Consider the following 19,397-nt stretch of genomic DNA (forward strand, 5'->3'; position numbering starts at 1 on the left):
TACTTCTTATACCGGTTGTAGCTCCTCCATAAAATCAAGTAAAGATCCTACAGTAAGAAACGCTTTTGGGTCTACCTCATCCTCTGGAACGCATAGCTTTACATCCATTTCTATGTATACTATAAGCTGTAACATCATTACCGAATCTATATATAAATCTTGGTTCAAACGCATCGTTTCTTCTAAATGCGTTACATTTTTTAGTTCCATTTTTTCTATCATAATTTTCAACACTTCATTTTTTAATATTTCACGTCTCATGTTGTAACCTCTCCCATCTCTAGTAACTTTCTACTTACTTTTCCAGTTTTATTTTTCGGAATTTCAGTTACACTTTCAATCTCATGCGGAACTTTATAAGCTGGTAAATGCTTCATACACCATTCTCTTATTTGCACGGGATCAATTTGAGAGATCACTTTTGATTTAACAATTTCTCCCATAACAGGATGTTTCCCTCGATATACAATTGCCTCTTGAACACCTTCTAGTCGAAGTATTGTTTCTTCTACCTCTATAGGAAAGACTTTTAATCCTGAAACGTTAATTACATCATCCATACGCCCCATAAAATGAAGGCCGCACTCAGATTTATAGCCCAAATCTTTCGTGAAAATTTCCTTATCGTTCATTTTCACTACGATTTCTTCAGGCATATTTTCATCTGAACCTATGCTTATACTCGCATGAGGTAGTGGATTTCCTAAATCTAAATGGCTTTTCATATCATGACATATACTAATACAACCTGCTTCAGAACAACCATATTGCTGCATCATATATGTTGTCGTTTCTTTTAGTTTATAAAATAATGCTTCTGGCAAAGGTGCTCCAGATGTCATAATTTTATGAAACTGAAACGTTCCTTGCGGGAAACTCCCCATAATATGTAACATAAATGGTACTGCATATATGATATGTTTTTCTGTATTGCGAACTATATTTAATGCGAATTTAGGGTTTTTATTCGTAATGATGATAGGTTTGCTTCCCCGCGTAATTGCAGATAACGTACCACATATTAATCCGTATGAATGTGACACAGGAGCCATAACAATCGGCACTTCATCTACTTCACAGTTTAAAGCTTCATTATAAGCAGTAATTTCTGTATCAACTTCCGTCCATGCTCTACGAATCAGTTTCGGTTCTCCCGTAGTTCCAGAACTATATTGCAATAAAGAAGGCTCTTCTAGTAAAGCGTTCACTACTTCTAATTTTGTAAAATCGCTATATTCTCCACATAAAACCCCGATACAATTTGCACGCTTCGCCATTTCAATAGCCGTTTCTTTTGGCGTATCTTCATGTATAAGTAATACTGAGGCTTTCTTTTCTTTTAAGAAAAACACAAGCGTAATAATATCGAATGGATCTTTCAAACAAAGCGCAAATCTATTTCCTGCTGCTTCTTGAAATTGCTCCATTTCCTCATAAACTTGTAATCTCAAATCAAAATCACTTTTGCTATACTCTTCTTTATTAACGATTAGCATAATTTCCCCCTGTAACAACTGATTTTTGTTTGTTAAGTTGTCTTGCTCTATACAATGGATTTGGAACTTCATGAACAAGCGATTCCACATCCATATATAATCGACGCTTCGTTAATTGCTCAGCATAAAATGTAGGAGTGTATAGCTGAATACTTTCAAATCTCTCTTTCAAGTGTGGATATTTTCTAAAATGATTTTCAATTGCTTCGACCACTATCATCCAAAAATTTTCTTCTTTCCAATCATATTCATCCGCAAATACGAAAGCTAATTCTCCTACATTAAATAAGAACAGTGCATCTAATACCATCTCTTGTAAACATTCAATACGATCCATTTCAAAGAAATCATTCATTTTTCCATTCGCATACGTTTTATGCATTTTAGTAAAGTCCGGACATTTAGCAACTTCTTTTAAGAATGGACGATAATACTCAAGTCCTTCATGGAAATCCTTTAATGCAATACGGACAGGTAGCCCTTCTTTATGAACTAAAACCATATTTTGTCCGTGTGATTCTAATGCCAGCCCATGCTCTACAACAAGATGTATAACTGGAATGATCGCTTTTTGAATCAGTAATCGTAGCCAATTTTCTATCCCATATTTGTTTAACCACGTATCAATAACTGGTGTACCGTCTTTCTCTTTTGCATATAAGCCGTTAAAAGGAACCGCATCCTCTTGCTCATCTAAATGAAGATGAACACTCTCACGCCAAATGCATCCTAATGAACCATATGTGGCTTTCTTATTCGTATCATACGTTACACTCGAAAATTCTTTTAACAAAATGACGCGTGATTCATCCGTTAAATAAGAATCCCGACTTACGATATCACTTAACCAATTCGATATAGCTGATGCACTCACAACTGAATATGGTTTCAGCGTACGGAGTGTTGAAGTGTTAAGTATGTTCAGCGATAACTTTACATATGGTCTCTTTGGATGCGTAACATTTCTTAACGTCCTCATTGATTGTTGCGCACAATAATCATCGGCTGATTTTCCTAAATAAATAATATTTTTACCCTGTATATGATCAGCATAATTCGGAATAATAAAGTTTTCCCACTGCCACGGATGCACTGGAATGAATACATACTGTTCCGGGTTACATCCTAAACTTCGAATATTCTTCATATATTCTTCTATTTTTTGCTCACCAATTTCTTCTTTTAAAGTATCACCGTATATCACTTCATTTTCATAACCTACAGCCGCATATTTCTTATGCGCTGCAATCCATATGAGTTTTATTGGCCTCATAAATTCATATCCATATTGAAAATTGTCACGATATTGAAATCCAATGCGTGCTTTATAGCTAGGATGATATGGATGACCGTCTATTAAATGGCCTTCAAAGTCATCGTACGATTTTTGAGTATATTCCACCTTATTATGTCTTTCATATTGTGCAATCGTATCTTTAAGTATCGTTTGCTCTAATTCATGAATGAAAGAATCTAATTTCGTTTGTTCCACGTTAACAACTCGAAAAACTTCTTCCAAAAATTGTGAGACTGATTGTATTTCTTGTTGTTCCTCTTGAACTCTTACAATTAATGACTCTATAGAGATACGTCCAAATGTCATTCGTTCTCTTCCGTAACATTTATACGTGACACTTTTGTTGTCTTCATCAAGTCCTTGTATAAGAAAAAGAATTTGTTCTTCGTTTTCAATGCGAACTGGCGTAATGATCCCCTCATAAATTAACGACTCTACTAATTGACGTAACACCCTTTTTCGCACTGAAATGTAATCTTCTGATTGGAGCGCCTTCAAAATTTTCGTATGATACATGTCCACCGTTATTACCCCCTCCATCTTACGAGAAATACCATTATTTGTATTACGTGAAATTTTAACGCTATTTATGAACGAACAGCCACTTCTCTAACGAGCGGATTCTGTACCTGTACGTAAATTGCTTGTTCTAATGGATTACTTAACTCATCGACATCAAAAAATCTCGTTAATAAATTTGCTTTACATGCCAACTTATCCTCTTCCAACAATTCTCTTAAAAAGGTAGAAGGTTCACGGTTATAAGGAAGGAACGATTCAAGTACAGATCTTAATTCAGAGAGAAGAATTTCCTCCTTAATTAATCCTGCTGTGCCAAAACCGTTAATGAGGCCAAACATATGATTGAAAATTAAATAGTAACGAAATCTTTCATCTACAATATAATCGTCATATAGATTTCCAGTACGTTCTCCAATACCAGTTAACTCCTTATTAAGCACTTCTTTCATTGAATTGCAGAAATAAAAACCTTGATTATCACGGAAATAATATTTGACCGGATAACCGTCCTTTAGCTGAACAACACTATTTTGCTGATGAGCTTCTAATGCAACGCCATACTGTAAGTACATCCATACCATCGGCTTTAAAGAAATATTCATATATCGTCTAAACCACTCTAAACTTACTTCTTCGCAGCTTCTACTTTCTACATCTGCTAGTTGATGAATAATATTCGATAAACGAGTACGTTCTCCAGGTATAGCGTCTTGAACTAGTCCAGCAATTAATGTAGCGTCATTTGCATGTTCTCTATAAAAAGGATTTTCTCGTATTATTACTTCAAATCCAGATTCTTCTGCTCCGTAATTTAATGTAATAAATGCTGGATCACAAATAAAATCAAAACCCGGAAACTTTTCTAACACTTCACCAATCGCTGTATTTAGCATTTCCTTTCCTTCCAGACCACTTTCTAGTTCCTTCAATTTGTTAATGCGCATTGAATTTGTTACTTTTACTGGAAATGAAAACTTAAGCATGTATTTTGAGTAGGGATGATATAGCGTCCTAAGTGATGATGTTGCCATATAATACTTACCGGCCGGACCGATATACTCAAGTACTCCTTGATCTATCCAATCCTGTACGTAAGATTGGTGTAATAGCCATTCTGCCTGAAGCGGATGAATTGGAAGTAATGAATATTCATCTTCCTTACAATATTTCGATATAAATTCCTGACTCACCATCTCATCATTACATAACTCTTCTTTTAGAATTACTGTTGTAGAATCAAATAATAATGATTTTTCCTTTACTATACTTTTATGTGCCCTAAAATAATGAAGCTGACATTCTCCTTTTAATTCTGGAGAATACATTGCGCTTTTCCATTCCAAAATACCTTGTCTACTCTTTGGGGTTGGATGAGTTAAATGTCCAAATAATAATGATTGCTCCGCCTCTATAAAGGATGTATGGAAACCATATAATTTTGATGTTTCTTCTATCCGTCCCTTTAAAAAAACTTCAATATTTTGACAACTTTGAATGACACGGACCATAAGTTCAGCGGGATTTGTACCATCCCCATAATTCATAGACATTTCTTTTATTAAAAACGTAATAACAGTAACGTAATCTGCTTTTATAACATTCTTATTTTCTCCCATTTGATAATAAAATTGTTCTCCAAACAAATGGCGATCTGTTGCTGATTTATATATAACTTCTCCATACAAAGTAACGTTCTGTGCCGATAGCCGACAATATAAATATGTGGGGACTATATCTCTATTCAACGTATTACTGAAGATACTTTTCATTTTTTCATCCTCTGTAATCCATTCTCCACTCCCTGTTTCCCTTAAATAACAGTTTAAAAAACTTTGTAATGTTGCATGTTCTGCGATTTGTTTCGCATGCTGCATATTGGTCCTCCTCTTTATATTAAAGCTATCGAAATTTTATATAATAAACAACAATTGAATATCGTTATCAATTATGATTCTAATTGATAATGATATTCAATTCAATAGTATATTTCAGAATTTTTTTATCTAATTTAATTTTTCTTGTTTTCTCTATTTTCTTTAATCTAGTTAAAAATACACGAAAAAAATACTCAATTTCAAACTACATACTTACTTTTTTCATTAGTAATCCCCTTCAAAATAGTTAAACAAAAGAGGTATACCTTAATTGGTATACCTCTTTCAAACAATAAGTTTACATAATAATATTATTTATATTTCTCCAACAATACGCTGTTTCTTCTATATTTAGTTTCTCTAAAAATTTCGTGTCAATTTTTTCTGGATTAAATTTTTCATAAAACTTTTTAGAAGGATTATTCGTGACAACCCATACTAAAAGTGATTGCATATCATTGTTTATACATTCCGATAGTAAAGCTTGAAATAACTTTTGTCCTATTTTCATTCCTTGATACTCTTGTAAAAGGTAAATCGCATATAATTCTCCATCACAATTATATGTACCAGTTCTTTCTGCTCCTCCATCGATGAATCCAACTATTTCTCCATTTAACGTTTCTGCTACAAATCTATATTGGTATTTATCTTCTCGTTGAAAAATATTTTCCCATTGTTTTTCCCGTTGCTCATATGTTATATTTTTTAAAATTTCGTCGGGAAATATCCCTTTATACGTTGTTTTCCAGCTATCAGCATGTACTTTTGCTATACCTGGTATATCATCTTTTATCGCTCTTCTAATATGTATTTCCATCATTTCTCCCCTTTTTATTCACCATTATATCAATTTCTTTCCTTAAAAATCCAAATTAAAAAAGAGTGAATTTTCACTTCACTCTTTTTTATCACTATTATCTACTTTCCACTTCAACTGAAACTACTCGATCAATCTCTTTTAGGGAACTATATAACTCCGTCGTATACAAGTCTTCTGGAGCTAAAATAACCATCTCAAGTTGCTGAAATGCTCCACTATCTATATCTTTAATTTTCACTCGTTTCACATGCATACCTAAATTTTTGATTTGCTTAAATATACCATCTAACTCATGATGCTCTTTTACAGTAATTTTTATAGATAAATCCTTTTGTCTTAATGAATACGGACCTGCGATTTTCACAAGTTGCGGAAGTACGTTAATTGCTAAAATAATTAAAATCATAGCAACCGTCGCTTGTAAATAAAATCCCGCCCCAATTGCTATACCTAAAGCTGAAGCAGCCCACACCATAGAAGCTGTCGTTAATCCGGAAATAACGTCATTACTTCTTCGTAAAATAACACCCGCTCCAAGAAAACCAATACCACTCACAATTTGAGCAGCTAGACGCATTGGATCCATATTTGTGTGCCCTGGAACAGAATATACATGTACGGCTTCAATTGAAACCATCGTAATTAAACAACTTGCTACAGAAATAACCATACTTGTTTTCACACCAAGCGGTTTATTCTTTAGCTGCCTATCTATCCCGATGAATAATCCTAAAAAGAGTGCTAAACCTAATTTGAGTAAAAATTCATATGACATATTTCCATTCTCCTTACTTTACAATGTTTCCCTTGGAATAATTCACTATAACTCTTTTATGATATCAATTCCAGCCTTTTCTATTCATTTAACGTAAAAAGCCGAAAAAACATTTGTAACGATGTTTCTCCGGCTTTTTATTATGCGTAAGGTTCTTCTTTATTTCTGATCTTTAATCTTAATCTCTGCATCTTTGTAGAATGCTAATTTACTGTCATTATACTCTTTTGTATAATTGTTAAATTGCTCTTTTGACTTTTGTGCTTCCACAGTTGATTCATTGACAGCTTTAACTTTTTCACCAATCTCTTTTAATTTCGTTTCTTTTACTTTTAATTTTTCATACAGTTCTTTTTCAGTCGCTAACGCCTTCGTATAATTCTCATTCATCTTTTGGAATGCATCATAACGGTTTTTATACGACTCTTCTACTGCTTTCGCTTGTTTTTGTAACTTCTTATCTTCAAGCTTTTCTATATTTCCTTGCACAGATTTCGTTTCTTTCTGAGCTTTTTCTAGCATTTCTTTCTCAGTTTTTAATACTTTTTCACGGTCATCTACATTTGCAGTAGCTTGCTCTATCTTCTTCATAACAGCGTCATTATGATCTTTACCTTCTTGTAAAATTTGAGAATATAGCTCTTGACCTTCCTTCTCTAACTTCTCTAACTTCTTCGCTTCATCAACTAATGATTTTTCTTGTGTTGCTGCTGTTTCAAAAGCTGTATAAAGATTTTCTTCTGGTTTTTCACCGAAACAACCTGTTAATAGTCCTACTGATAGTGCTCCAACTACTGCTACTTTTCCATACTTCAACGTTCATTCCTCCATTACATACGGTTATCATGCCAGAAATTCACTGGGAAGTGACTCTCTTCATGATAAGCTTCAAACTCATAACCCTTTTCTTTTAACCCTTTTAAAATTGCTGGCACAGCAGCAACTGATTGTGGGTGAATGTCATGCATTAAAATAACTTCCTGTGTTTTTGTTGCATGTGTTATTACGTTTTGAGCAATTTGTGCTGCCGCTGCATCAACTTGTACTTTGTTATATTTCCAATCTAATGAATCAATTGTCCAATCCCATACTTTAAAACCGCCCTCTACCACTTTGTTTCGAAGACCTTCATTTAATCCAGGCATCGAACCGTATGGCGGACGTGTTAATTTAGGTGATTTTCCAATAATATTTGCAATTAAGCTTTGATCTTCTTTCATTTCATTTACATACTCGCCATTTTTATATAACTTTGCAAAATTATGTGTCATACTATGCATACCTACATAATGACCTTCTGCATCTTCACGTTTCACTAAATCCGGAAATTCTTTTACATTCGCTCCAATTAAAAAGAACGTCGCCTTCGCATCATGCTGTTTTAACATATTTAACAATTCAGCCGTATATTTCCCTGGGCCATCATCAAATGTAAGATAAGCAACTTTTCTTTCTTTCCCATTAAAACGACTTGGTGCCGTTTTATTCATTTCTACTTTCGGTTGTTCACTTGCAAGCTGTACTACATTTTCTTGTTTTGCAACAGCCTTTGCTGGTGAAGTAATGGATTGAAACATAAAATACCCAATAGCTACTGCTGCAATCGCTATTAAAACGACTACTACTCGTTTAATTTTTAAAGCTTTTTCCATTCTATCTAATTCCTCTCCCTATTAATCTTATATATAAATCACCCAATATAATTATACATCTATTTATATTATTACACTATATAAACAGATCTATATATATGTATTATAATGGGAGTTTTATCAAAATGGTTGTTCCTATTCCCTCTTTACTTATAAAACTAAGTGTACCTCCATGAAGCTCTACCATTTTTTTTACGATAGCTAAACCAAGACCAGCACCTGTAGCATGGTTATTAATCTGGTAAAATGACTGTTCTATATATGGTAAATGCTCTTTAGCAATTCCAATCCCTTCGTCTTTCACCTTGATTACTGCTTGTCCTTCATTTTTAGTCGCTTCAATGTGTATTGTACCTTTTTCATGTGAATATTTAATAGCATTTTGAACAATATTCAAGAAAATTTGCTTTAGCCTATTTCGATCTCCCATCAATTCAATTCTTTCTATCGTATTCATAAATTGAATTTGTTTCTCTTCAGCGTTAGGAGTTAATTGCCAAATCGTCTCCTCTAGTATATCGTATATTTGCACCTTTTGTTTATATAAATTGAAATGATTTGATTGTAATCTTGAAAAATCTAGTAATTCTTCTACTAAATGAATTAATCGGTCTGTCTCACCTGATATAATTCCCATACCTTGCTTTATCTCTTCTTCCGTTAAATGTTCTACCGTTTTTAACGTCTCACTCCAACCTTTAATTCCAGTTAAAGGCGTTCGTATTTCATGAGAAATCGAAGCAATGAATTCATTTTTCATCTGTTCTGCTTTTTCTATTTTATTAGACATATGATTTAAACTATGTGCCAATTCACCTAATTCACCAGGGTAATCCTCTTTAATTTTCTTCTTTAATGTACCTTCTGCAATTTGTGAAGAAGCATGAATAATAGATTCGATTGGTTTAACAAACGAATTCGCTAATCGTCTACTGATTAAGAATACAATTCCTGAAATAACAATACCTACAGAAATAGTAAACATAATGATTTCGATAATCTTTGCATTTACATTCGTTAAAACAGTCGTATATTTCAAAACACCGATTGTTTGTCCTTGATGAATAAGTGGACTAATAACTTCTAATTGTTTCACATTTTCTTTCGTAGTAGTCACTTGATGGTACATTTCTCCTTCTAGTAACGAATACGGAATAACTACTTTCCCTTCTACCTTTTGTCCACTTGACGACTGTATAATCGTACCATGTCGATCAATTAATTGTAATTCAGTTCCTTCTAACTGAAAGCTCTCAATTATATCGCCGCTGTATTCTTGCAAACGAATAAAGTATAGTGAATTGTATTCAGAGAAAAATCGTGTACTTGTCTTCGCATGAGATTCTATATATTGCACAATACCATTATAATAATATCGATAAATGGAGACTGAAAATACGACTTCAAATAATACAAGCATAAGTATAATGACCGTCATAAAATATAAAGTCACTTTTCTTTTCATCTTATACTTTCCTTCCACACATATCCTTTTCCCCACACAGTAAGAATAAATTCAGGTTCTGATGGATTACATTCTATCTTTTGACGTAACCGCCTCATATTTACATCTACTACTTTCGTCTCACCTACATAATTCGTTCCCCAAATCATATTTAAAATTTCATCACGTGAAACTGGCTTTGAAGCCTGATTCATTAAATACTGTAATATCATATACTCTGTAGGGGTTAAATCAACTAATTGTCCACTTTTATATAATCTTTCTTCTATAACATGTAACGAAAACGGGCCAGATATGATTGTATTTGCTTTTTCATCATGTACTTCTATTCTTCTTAATAACGATTGTATACGTGCAGTTAATTCCACTGGACTAAACGGCTTTGCGATATAATCATCTGCACCAATTCCTAATCCTTGTACCTTATCTTCATCTTGTACACGTGCGGTTAACAGAATAATACCGATTTTTTTATTTTCTTCTCGGATCGCTTTACAAACTTGAAAACCATCCATTCCTGGTAACATTACATCAAGCAATGCTACATCAACAGTATGTTTACATAAAATCTGTAACGCCTCTTCTCCCGTACTAGCTTCTAATACATAGAATCCAGCACGCTTCAAATTTAAGACGATAAAACTACGAATAGGCATTTCATCTTCTAAAACTAAAATTGTTGGCATAATTTCCACCTCCCTACTCTTGTTGATAATCCGCTAGCGGCTTTACATATGCTTTCACTTTTTCAAAATGTGGTTGTTTCGGTACGGCGTATACGTGAGAAGCCGTTTTCACTGCTGCCTCGTATCCTTTTATTTTGAACCATTCTTTCCGCTTAAATATATGGACTTCTAGCCATAGTTCATTTGTCGTTGTATCTATAAACTTTTGAACATCTGATGCTTCTTGCTGGACTGGAACAGTTATTTTTCCAATTAATGCTTGCGGGATTTTGACAAAATAACCTTTCTCTATATTTACATATCTTTCTTCTATCGATTTAATTCCATCTTCGCTCCACTGAATATAACGTTCAAACATCGTACTCTCTCCGTATGATGCCTCTTCCCAACCTTTCGGACGCACTGTACGAACAAATTCAATAATGCCGTCTTCATTTATATCTTTGCTTTCGACTACATAATCATTGAATAAATCTTCTTTTCCATCTATAGGTAGTGGCTCATAATGACCCTTATCAAATTTTGCTACATATGTTATCCCTGAATGAGCACCAACACCTGCATCAATTACAACCGCCTTTAGTGATCTAGAAATACGGCCCATTTGTATTCTTTGGATGCTATTTATATATGGATCGAATGATGCTTCAGATAAAGTTTTAAATTGTTCCATGAACTCAACTGTCAATTTCTCATCCTTTTCATACGTAACAAGGCTTATATCTTTCAATCCATTTTTATTTAAATCCTCTATGAATAACTTCGTATAACTTCGATTATATATTTCCTTCATATCTTCATTTTCTTCTGAAAAAACATACATAACGTGTTCTAACGATTCACGACTTGCAGAAATTCCGATTAGTAACTCCCGCTTCCCGTTTCCTGTAAAATCACCGACTTCAACGATATCTACATCTCCACCATCAAATTTATTCGTGGACTTTACTTTCCACCCATTTCCGGCTTCTTCATATACGGCTAAATATACGCTATGATCTTCATTCGGTAATTTATAAAATAAGATGGCTTCTTTCTTATTATCTTGTTTAAAATCCATTGACCAAATCATCTGTTTATCTTTATTAGACATTGGAGTAAGCAATCGATAATTTACAGGCAAATCTTTATCTATTTGCTCTTTTAGTTCATTAATCCATTTTTCATTGGCAGGAGCACCCATTAAACTTGTTGGAGCTTCAGACATTTTACATCCAGTCAACATAAAAATGATTCCCATAATGCCTATCCATTTCTGCATATAATATCTTTCCTTATTACAGATTTTCATTATTTTTCTTTACTTTTTGCTTCTCCAATATTCTCATACATATGAGTATAATTTTTCTAAAATAAAAAATCGTTACAGAAAAGTTACAAATCCATTCCGATAAAAAAAGATTGGCAAAAGCCAATCTTTTTTTATTATTCGTTTCGAACTGGTTTTGGTGTTACACCTAAATGATCATTTAATTTTTTCGAAATATCTTTCACATTTTTTTCATTTGGAATGTAATAATAAATACCTCCGATACGTTTATCCGTACCTTCTACTTGCATTTTTTCCATTTCCAAATTAGACCCTGCCATATTTTTTGTAATCGCAAGCATATCATCGAAAGTTAAGTTCGTTTTCATATTTTTATCAACCGCATCAAGTAAAGAGCCCATTTTGCTAATAGATTGGACAGACATTGCTTTTTTTGCAATTGCTTCTATTACAAGTTGTTGTCTTTGGCCACGCATTGCATCACTGTCAATTTTACGTGTTCTTGCAAGTGCAAGTGCTTGTTCCCCATTTAAATGTTGGTAACCTTTCTCTAAATGAATCATACCCGCTTGGTCTTTACTATCTTGCTCTGTGAAAGTAACAGGTACATCAATATCAATACCACCAAGCGAATCGACAATTTGTACGAATGATTCAAAGTTAAACTTCACATAATAATCAACAGGAACATTTAAAAATCTTTCCACTGTATCTCGTGTACTTTCAACACCACCAAATACGTGTGCGTGTGTAATTTTATCTAATTTCTTTCTAGATGGAATATATACACGTGAATCACGCGGAATACTTACTAATTTAACTGATTTATCATCTTTATTAATTGTTGCTAATAAAAGTGCATCTGTGCGAACAGCTTCACCATATTGACTTTTTCGCATTTCACTACCATCTACACCCATGATTAAAATTGAAATGTTATCCTTTAAAGGCTCAACTTCTTTATCACGTTTTGATGATTTATCAATTTGTGCATACGCATCACTTACAACAGCTTTTGCTTTATTATATATTAATGATCCATATCCTACTCCTCCAAAAATAAGTAGGAAAAATGGAATTAAAATGAACCATTTTATTGACTTTCTTTTAGAACGTTTTTTATTGCTTCTCGTATTTTGTTCTAATTCAGAGCTCATCTTCATTCGCCTCTCTTTCTCTTTCCCTAGTATAATGTATGTCTAGCAATCTTCATATTGAATTTCCTTTCAAACACCTTACATTTTTGTAAGGTTACATGATGAATCCAATATGTATTCCATTTCACATTATACTCTCGTGCTTATTTTTGGCAAGTCACTATTTTTCAACTTCAAAAATTTAACATTCCTTAACATCATAAATTACAGATTTATAAATTTATTCGTTTCGAATCCTTCAATTTTCACCTGAAAAATTAGTAATGTAACAATACATTTCATATTATCCCTCAAGCGGTGTATACATTGTTTTCTTCCCATGATTATAAATAACAGCGGATTTTGCTTTTAGTTTCGCCTTATCTATTTCTATCTCTTCATTTGAGAAATTCACAATAACTTTAATATCTTTTCCATAAGAAGCAGATTGAACTAATTTATCTTCTGACAAATACGCAAAGTTCGTCATTTCTTCTTTTACTGCCTTTTCATGAACTTCATTCCAAACTTTCAGATGCTGCGTAATTTCTTGTTTATGCTTATTCCACTCTACTTCATCTAAATGGTATAACGGAGGAACATTATACAATAACTCATATAACATACGGTTTCCTACCTCATCTTTTACTTTCAAACTTCCCCATTCCCAGTGATGCGTTGTAATTACAGAATCGTTGTATACTAATTTATATAACGGTACCGAATATACTGGATTTAAATATACTTGTTTATATTCTTCTTTTAACGGTACTTGTTTTGCATATTTTTCTGGAACATTTTGATTCGGTGACCAATATCCGCCCACATAATACGGACTAGTTTTATTTTTCCTCATATCTTCATCGTCCCATTTAATAACCGGCGTTTCAATGCCGTGAGCAAATGCAATCGTGCTACTTGCAAAGTCATTTCCACCTTCTGAACCAACTACCATACCTTTTTCTTGCGCAATATAATCCATTCGTTGTAACCTTGCTTTTAAATCTTGTTCTTGTGTTGTTATATGTTTGGCCGAATAGTCATCATAAATTTCACCTGTTGCATCACAATCAATAAACCATGAATTATATTTAGGTCCATTTTGTAATATATCGTTCATTCGCTCTTTTACACTAGGAAGAGATAAAGTTGGATTTAATTTTCGCCCTCTACCTAAAAACCCTTGCACTTTTTCTCCATTTTTCTTTGTCACAGTTGCCTCTTCATATAACGATGGATCATGAAAAGAAGCTGTATTCCAATTTTTATCAGCCTTTTCGTGAATAGAATGGTACGAATCATACGGACCAACTAAATATCCCATTTTCTTAGCTTCTGTCACGAAATCAGGCTGCATATACCCTTGTTCCCAGTTCGGTAACCCAATCCACGCATTGTCTATTCCTGCTGCTTTCATTTCCTTTATAATATCCGTTCCATCTGCCTTACCCCATTTACTTACTTCTTCAATCGCATCGCCGAGCGCCGACTTTAATACATGCTTATTTAAGTTATATAACTCCATCTTCGATAAATGATCTACACCTTTGTTTAATAACTCACTAGCCTTCTGATCAACTTTTGGGAAAATATCCTCTTTATACAATTCCTTCATTGATAATACTTCATTTACATAACGCAAAATAACATTTTTTTGGTACTGATCAATGAAATCTTGTTTACTTACTTGCTCAAATACATTCAATTCTCCAGGCTCCGAACTATTCTTTTGAATAAGCTCTTTTATATGGCTAAACACAGGACTATTTATTTGTTCTCTTATCTTTTGCCAATTTACGTTACTGTCAGACAAACCATTTTGATTCCAAAAATAAAAATGAGCCGCACCATAAAGTTTTTCAATCTCTTTATTTTTTCTAGCCTTTTCTTGTAATGTTTTAAATTCACCTTTTCCAGCAATATTATCCTTATACAGTTTAGCAATACTCACTGCATCATTATTTGTCACATATAATTGAAATCCATATGTTTTATTTTTATTTATGCTCGGGAATTCATGTATAAAATCAAATCCTATTTTCGGATCCGAATGAAATTTCAATTCATTATTAAACAAATTGTTTGCAATATATACAATGGAATATTTCGAACCATTTAAAGCAAAAAACTTCATAGAAAATGATTCAGCAAATGAATATGCATCATCCTTTAAAAACTTCTTCCAATTTTCATCATTACTCGGAATTTGCTTTCCTTCCCATAACGGAAGTGTATAATTTTCAGCTTGTACTTTCGGCCATGTAAAGCTTTCTGCACCAGTCGATTCCACTTCAATATTTAAGTGATCATTTTTCTTTTCTACATTCACTTTTACTTTTTGATCTGGATATTCCCATGATGTGCGCCCCTTATCTTTTTTCACATTCGACACCTTCATTTTCGGTAACGGCTGCGACGCCTGTTCCTTTACACCATCATGTTCTACAGTTAACGTAAAAGTCTCTGGATTTACATCGTAAGTAAATTCTTTATACGTCGCTTTCTTTATTTTAGACTCTTGTACAGCATTGTTACCTTTTACATCACACCCAACTAAAGTCGAAAATGACATAGTTGTAAGAAGACATATCGCTATCATTTTTTTCATCTTCTGCACCTCCACCACTGAATATACAGGGGCTTTGTTACAGGAATATGGCAAAAAAATAGAACTAGCATAACGCTAGCTCTATTTTGAGTATTAAAAATAAGTGTGTATGGACAACTATAATTTGTTTAAAGTATATGTAATACAATCCTCACTACTTATAAAAGCAAATAATTCATAACTTTAACGTGCATTTCTTAACTAAAAAAATAAGTGTACATAATATAGCCTAAAACTAGCACTACAATTACTAGCGCTGTACCTTTCCAATTCATACCACCTGTCATATCAACTGGACTACCTGATTCAGCTCTGTTTAATCCATCCTTTAAAGAACCGGTAGGATTATTTTTCAATTCACTTTGCCTTATACGCTCTCTCTTTTCTTCTGGTGACTCTTTCTTCATACAATCACCTCCAAATGATTACACCCTTTACTAAATTATACATTATTACTTTTCTTTTATATGCCAACTGAAAAGATATTTACAACAAAAAAGCTAGCAATGCTAGCTTTTTTATAGCCCTATATGTTCTTCTTTATTTACAGTAATTCCTCTATGATCGATTTCTAGCTCGCACACATTCATAGACGTAAATACTCTCGCTAATTGCTCACCAATTTCTTGACGTTTATCATATGGCGTTAATATAAAAATGGATGGGCCTGCACCGCTAAGCGCTGTGCCGTATGCTCCAAATTCTTTTGCACATTTACGAATAGATGGTAATAACGGGACCAGTTCTAAACGAAATGGCTCGTGAAAATGATCTCTTTCCATCATTTCTCCTACAACTTCCCACTTCTTTTGACAAAACGCAGCTACTAATACGTTGCTGATTGCACTAGCCTTAACTGCTTCATGAAACGGAAACACATCTGGTAATACAGATCGGCTTTCCTCCGTATTTAACTCTTCATTTGGAATAAGAGAGATTACACCTAATTCCTTACTTTCAATTCTTACAACCGAAACATTTTTTCCATCCAGTGCTCCGATTACAGTTCCTCCTAATATAGAAGCAGCAACATTATCAGGATGTCCTTCAAAATTTGTAGCAATTTGAACTTTTTGATCAGTCGTTAAGTTCAAATTGCCTAGTTGATTCGCAAGTTCTATCCCAGCTACAATTGCTGACGCACTACTTCCTAGACCTCTTGTAAGTGGGATATTACTAGTAACTTCTATTATATGGGGTGATAAAGAAGGACTCACTTTACATGCCGTGCTAACGATTAAATTTTTATCGTCTGTCGGAATTGATTCTTCAAAGGAATGGATTACTTGCCATTTATCGGCTTTCTCTTTTACTACTACATCTAAATATAATGACAAAGCTATTCCCACTGAATCAAATCCAGGTCCAACATTCGCCGTACTAGCAGGAACTCGAATACTTAATGGTATCACGACATAATCACCCCTTTAATATGCTCTTTAATTTGTTCTATATCATTTGAAACACTTGCAATATCTAATGTATTAGAAGAGATTGCGATATCAGGATCTTTCAACCCATTTCCAGTTAAAACCGCAACAACTGTCTCTCCTTTTTTGATTTTTCCAGATTGAACATGTTTAATAACGCCGGCTAATGAAGCATTTGATCCCGGCTCAGCGAAAACCCCTTCTGTTTTTGCTAATAATCTATACGCATGTAATATTTCTTCATCTGATACCATATCTATTTCACCGTGAGATTGCTTAGCAGCCTCTACTGCATATGACCAACTCGCTGGGTTACCGATGCGAATCGCTGTTGCAATTGTTTCAGGTTCTTCAATGACATGTCCTTTTACAATAGCAGCTGCTCCTTCCGCTTCAAACCCATGAATTCTTGGCTTCTTATAGCCTTTTTCTTTCTCATATTCACAGAAACCTTTCCAGTACGCTGTAATATTTCCAGCATTTCCAACAGGAATCGCTAAAACATCTGGTGCACTTTGCAACTGGTCACAAATTTCAAATGCTGCTGTTTTTTGCCCTTCAATTCGATAAGGATTCACTGAGTTTACTAATGTAATCGGCTCTTCAGCAGCAATATTTCTTACAGCCTTAAGTGCATCATCAAAATTTCCTTCTATTGAAATAATTTCAGCTCCATAGGCGACTGCTTGCGCTAATTTTCCATGAGCAATCTTTCCTTCAGGGATTACGATTATACATTTCATTCCAAGGCGTGCCGCGTATGCTGCGGCCGATGCCGAAGTATTACCTGTTGATGCACAAATAATTGCCTCCGAACCTTCTTCTTTCGCCTTCGCAACAGCCATTACCATACCACGATCTTTAAAAGAACCTGTCGGATTCGCTCCTTCATACTTACCGTATAACTGAATTCCTAATTGTTTTGATATATTTAATAACGGAATAAGCGGTGTATTTCCTTCCATTAAGCTCACATCAGGTGTATTTTCATTCACCGGTAAATAAGAAGCATACTGTTTTAATAATCCTTTATACATATTGTTTTTCCTCCTCAATAATGTAATAACTGTTTATTTCACTTGCGACATCTTCTATCGCTCCTAGCACTCGTTCGAATTGATACTTTGAAGTTTGATGTGTCACAACAACGACTTCTGCAAGTTCACGATTTAAAGGTAATTGAATAACTTCTTTTAAACTTACAGAATAATTAACGAAACATTCTGTTATTTTTTGTAACATCCCGGGTTCATCTCGTAATGAAATACGTAAGAAATATTTCGAAACGACTTCTTCATCTCCTTGTAATTCATACGGTTCTGGTTCTTTTAACGCACTTTTATTTTTCGGAACTTGATTCATACTTTTTACGATTGAAATAATATCACTTACTACAGCAGAACCAGTCGGTAACTTCCCAGCTCCAGGGCCGTAAAACATTACTTCTCCTACCGCTTGACCGTGAACATATACTGCATTAAATTCATTATTTACATTCGATAATGGATGATGTCTTGGTAAAAGTGTCGGTTCTACACTTAAATGAATGGCTGATCCTTGTTTCTCTGCTTTCCCAATTAATTTCATAGTAAATCCTAACTTTTCAGCCATTTGTAAATCTTCTTTTTCGACCTTTCGAATCCCTCTTACTTGCACATCATCTAAAGAAACATTCATCGAAAAACCTAAGTTTGCAAGAATGGCTACCTTTCTCGCTGCATCTAGCCCATCTACATCCGCTGTTGGATCTGATTCTGCGAAACCTAATTTTTGTGCTTCTTGTAATGCCTCTTCATACGACCATCCATTTTGACTCATCTTTGTTAACATGTAATTTGTTGTGCCATTTACAATTCCCATTATTTTTTCAATTTGATCTGAAGCTAAACCGTCTGTTAAGCCTCTTAACACCGGAATACCGCCCGCTACACTTGCTTCATAACATAAATCACAATCATTATCGTTCGCCAGTTGAAGAAGCTCTGCACCGTATACAGCCATTAAATCTTTATTTGCTGTTACGACATGCTTCTTATTTCGTAAAGCCTTAACAATGTGCTGCTTCGCTTCTTCAATTCCGCCCATTACCTCTACTACAATATCAATATTTGAATCATTTAGAACTTCATCGACATGACTTGTTACTACGATTCCATCAATACAAACATCACGTTCTTTTTCTAAGTCACGTACAACGACTGTCTTTACCTTCACTTCATACCCTGTATCAAGTGCAATTTTTTTATAATGTTCTTTCAAAATATGGACAACACCACTTCCGACCGTACCTAAGCCTAACACCCCAACATTAATAACGTTATTCATCTTCTAATCTCCTCCTACAATTTTATTTTTTATCTTTA

At 34.0% G+C, this 19,397-nt stretch carries 17 protein-coding genes; all 17 read right to left on the bottom strand.

Annotation, left to right across the window (positions count from 1 at the left end; all coding sequences use genetic code 11):
* Positions 1–6: 6 nt before the first annotated feature.
* Positions 7–261, bottom strand: a complete 255-nt coding sequence (gene asbD, locus FOT98_RS06920) for a petrobactin biosynthesis protein AsbD (protein WP_061680434.1) — start codon at positions 259–261, stop codon at positions 7–9.
* Positions 258–1,496, bottom strand: a complete 1,239-nt coding sequence (gene asbC, locus FOT98_RS06925; protein ID WP_063261836.1) for a 3,4-dihydroxybenzoic acid-AMP ligase AsbC — start codon at positions 1,494–1,496, stop codon at positions 258–260. The genes asbD and asbC overlap by 4 nt, the downstream gene beginning before the upstream one ends.
* Positions 1,483–3,321: an IucA/IucC family protein gene (locus FOT98_RS06930; RefSeq protein WP_063261856.1), complete on the bottom strand. Its 1,839-nt coding sequence runs from the start codon at positions 3,319–3,321 to the stop codon at positions 1,483–1,485. Before FOT98_RS06930 ends, asbC begins: the two co-directional genes overlap by 14 nt.
* A 59-nt stretch (positions 3,322–3,380) precedes the next feature.
* Positions 3,381–5,189 (bottom strand): IucA/IucC family protein, encoded by a 1,809-nt coding sequence (locus FOT98_RS06935; RefSeq protein ID WP_063261835.1) that lies wholly within the window; start codon positions 5,187–5,189, stop codon positions 3,381–3,383.
* Between the two features lie 298 nt (positions 5,190–5,487).
* Entirely contained in the window at positions 5,488–6,012 is a 525-nt protein-coding gene (locus FOT98_RS06940) for a GNAT family N-acetyltransferase (RefSeq protein WP_063261834.1), read from the bottom strand.
* 94 nt (positions 6,013–6,106) lie between these two features.
* Positions 6,107–6,787: an MgtC/SapB family protein gene (locus FOT98_RS06945; protein WP_000119503.1), complete on the bottom strand. Its 681-nt coding sequence runs from the start codon at positions 6,785–6,787 to the stop codon at positions 6,107–6,109.
* 159 nt (positions 6,788–6,946) lie between these two features.
* Positions 6,947–7,603 carry a YkyA family protein gene (locus tag FOT98_RS06950; RefSeq protein WP_063261833.1) on the bottom strand — a complete coding sequence of 219 codons (657 nt, stop codon included), beginning with the start codon at positions 7,601–7,603 and terminating at the stop codon, positions 6,947–6,949.
* 14 nt (positions 7,604–7,617) lie between these two features.
* Entirely contained in the window at positions 7,618–8,439 is an 822-nt protein-coding gene (locus tag FOT98_RS06955; RefSeq protein ID WP_063261832.1) for a peptidoglycan-N-acetylglucosamine deacetylase, read from the bottom strand.
* Positions 8,440–8,542: 103 nt separating this feature from the next.
* Positions 8,543–9,904: a sensor histidine kinase gene (locus FOT98_RS06960; RefSeq protein WP_063261831.1), complete on the bottom strand. Its 1,362-nt coding sequence runs from the start codon at positions 9,902–9,904 to the stop codon at positions 8,543–8,545.
* Positions 9,901–10,590 carry a response regulator transcription factor gene (locus FOT98_RS06965; RefSeq protein ID WP_063261830.1) on the bottom strand — a complete coding sequence of 230 codons (690 nt, stop codon included), beginning with the start codon at positions 10,588–10,590 and terminating at the stop codon, positions 9,901–9,903. The genes FOT98_RS06960 and FOT98_RS06965 overlap by 4 nt, the downstream gene beginning before the upstream one ends.
* 13 nt (positions 10,591–10,603) lie before the next feature.
* The gene (locus tag FOT98_RS06970) at positions 10,604–11,851 is read right to left on the bottom strand and encodes a hypothetical protein (RefSeq protein WP_063261829.1); all 1,248 of its coding nucleotides are present in this window, start codon (positions 11,849–11,851) and stop codon (positions 10,604–10,606) included.
* A 164-nt stretch (positions 11,852–12,015) separates the two neighbouring features.
* Entirely contained in the window at positions 12,016–13,017 is a 1,002-nt protein-coding gene (locus FOT98_RS06980; protein ID WP_063261828.1) for an LCP family protein, read from the bottom strand.
* Between the two features lie 283 nt (positions 13,018–13,300).
* Positions 13,301–15,604, bottom strand: coding sequence for a glycoside hydrolase (locus tag FOT98_RS06985; RefSeq protein ID WP_063261827.1), 2,304 nt, complete (start codon positions 15,602–15,604; stop codon positions 13,301–13,303).
* Positions 15,605–15,801: 197 nt separating this feature from the next.
* Complete coding sequence (locus FOT98_RS06990; protein ID WP_063261826.1) at positions 15,802–16,011, bottom strand: DUF6366 family protein; 210 nt, start codon at positions 16,009–16,011, stop codon at positions 15,802–15,804.
* A gap of 111 nt (positions 16,012–16,122) precedes the next feature.
* Complete coding sequence (thrB, locus tag FOT98_RS06995) at positions 16,123–17,016, bottom strand: homoserine kinase (protein ID WP_063261825.1); 894 nt, start codon at positions 17,014–17,016, stop codon at positions 16,123–16,125.
* Positions 17,013–18,071: a threonine synthase gene (gene thrC / locus FOT98_RS07000; protein ID WP_063261824.1), complete on the bottom strand. Its 1,059-nt coding sequence runs from the start codon at positions 18,069–18,071 to the stop codon at positions 17,013–17,015. The genes thrB and thrC overlap by 4 nt, the downstream gene beginning before the upstream one ends.
* Positions 18,064–19,359, bottom strand: a complete 1,296-nt coding sequence (locus FOT98_RS07005) for a homoserine dehydrogenase (protein ID WP_063261823.1) — start codon at positions 19,357–19,359, stop codon at positions 18,064–18,066. The genes thrC and FOT98_RS07005 overlap by 8 nt, the downstream gene beginning before the upstream one ends.
* Positions 19,360–19,397: the final 38 nt, after the last annotated feature.

This window comes from Bacillus sp. HY001, assembly GCF_007558965.1.
Classification (GTDB): Bacteria; Bacillota; Bacilli; order Bacillales; family Bacillaceae_G; genus Bacillus_A; species Bacillus_A mobilis.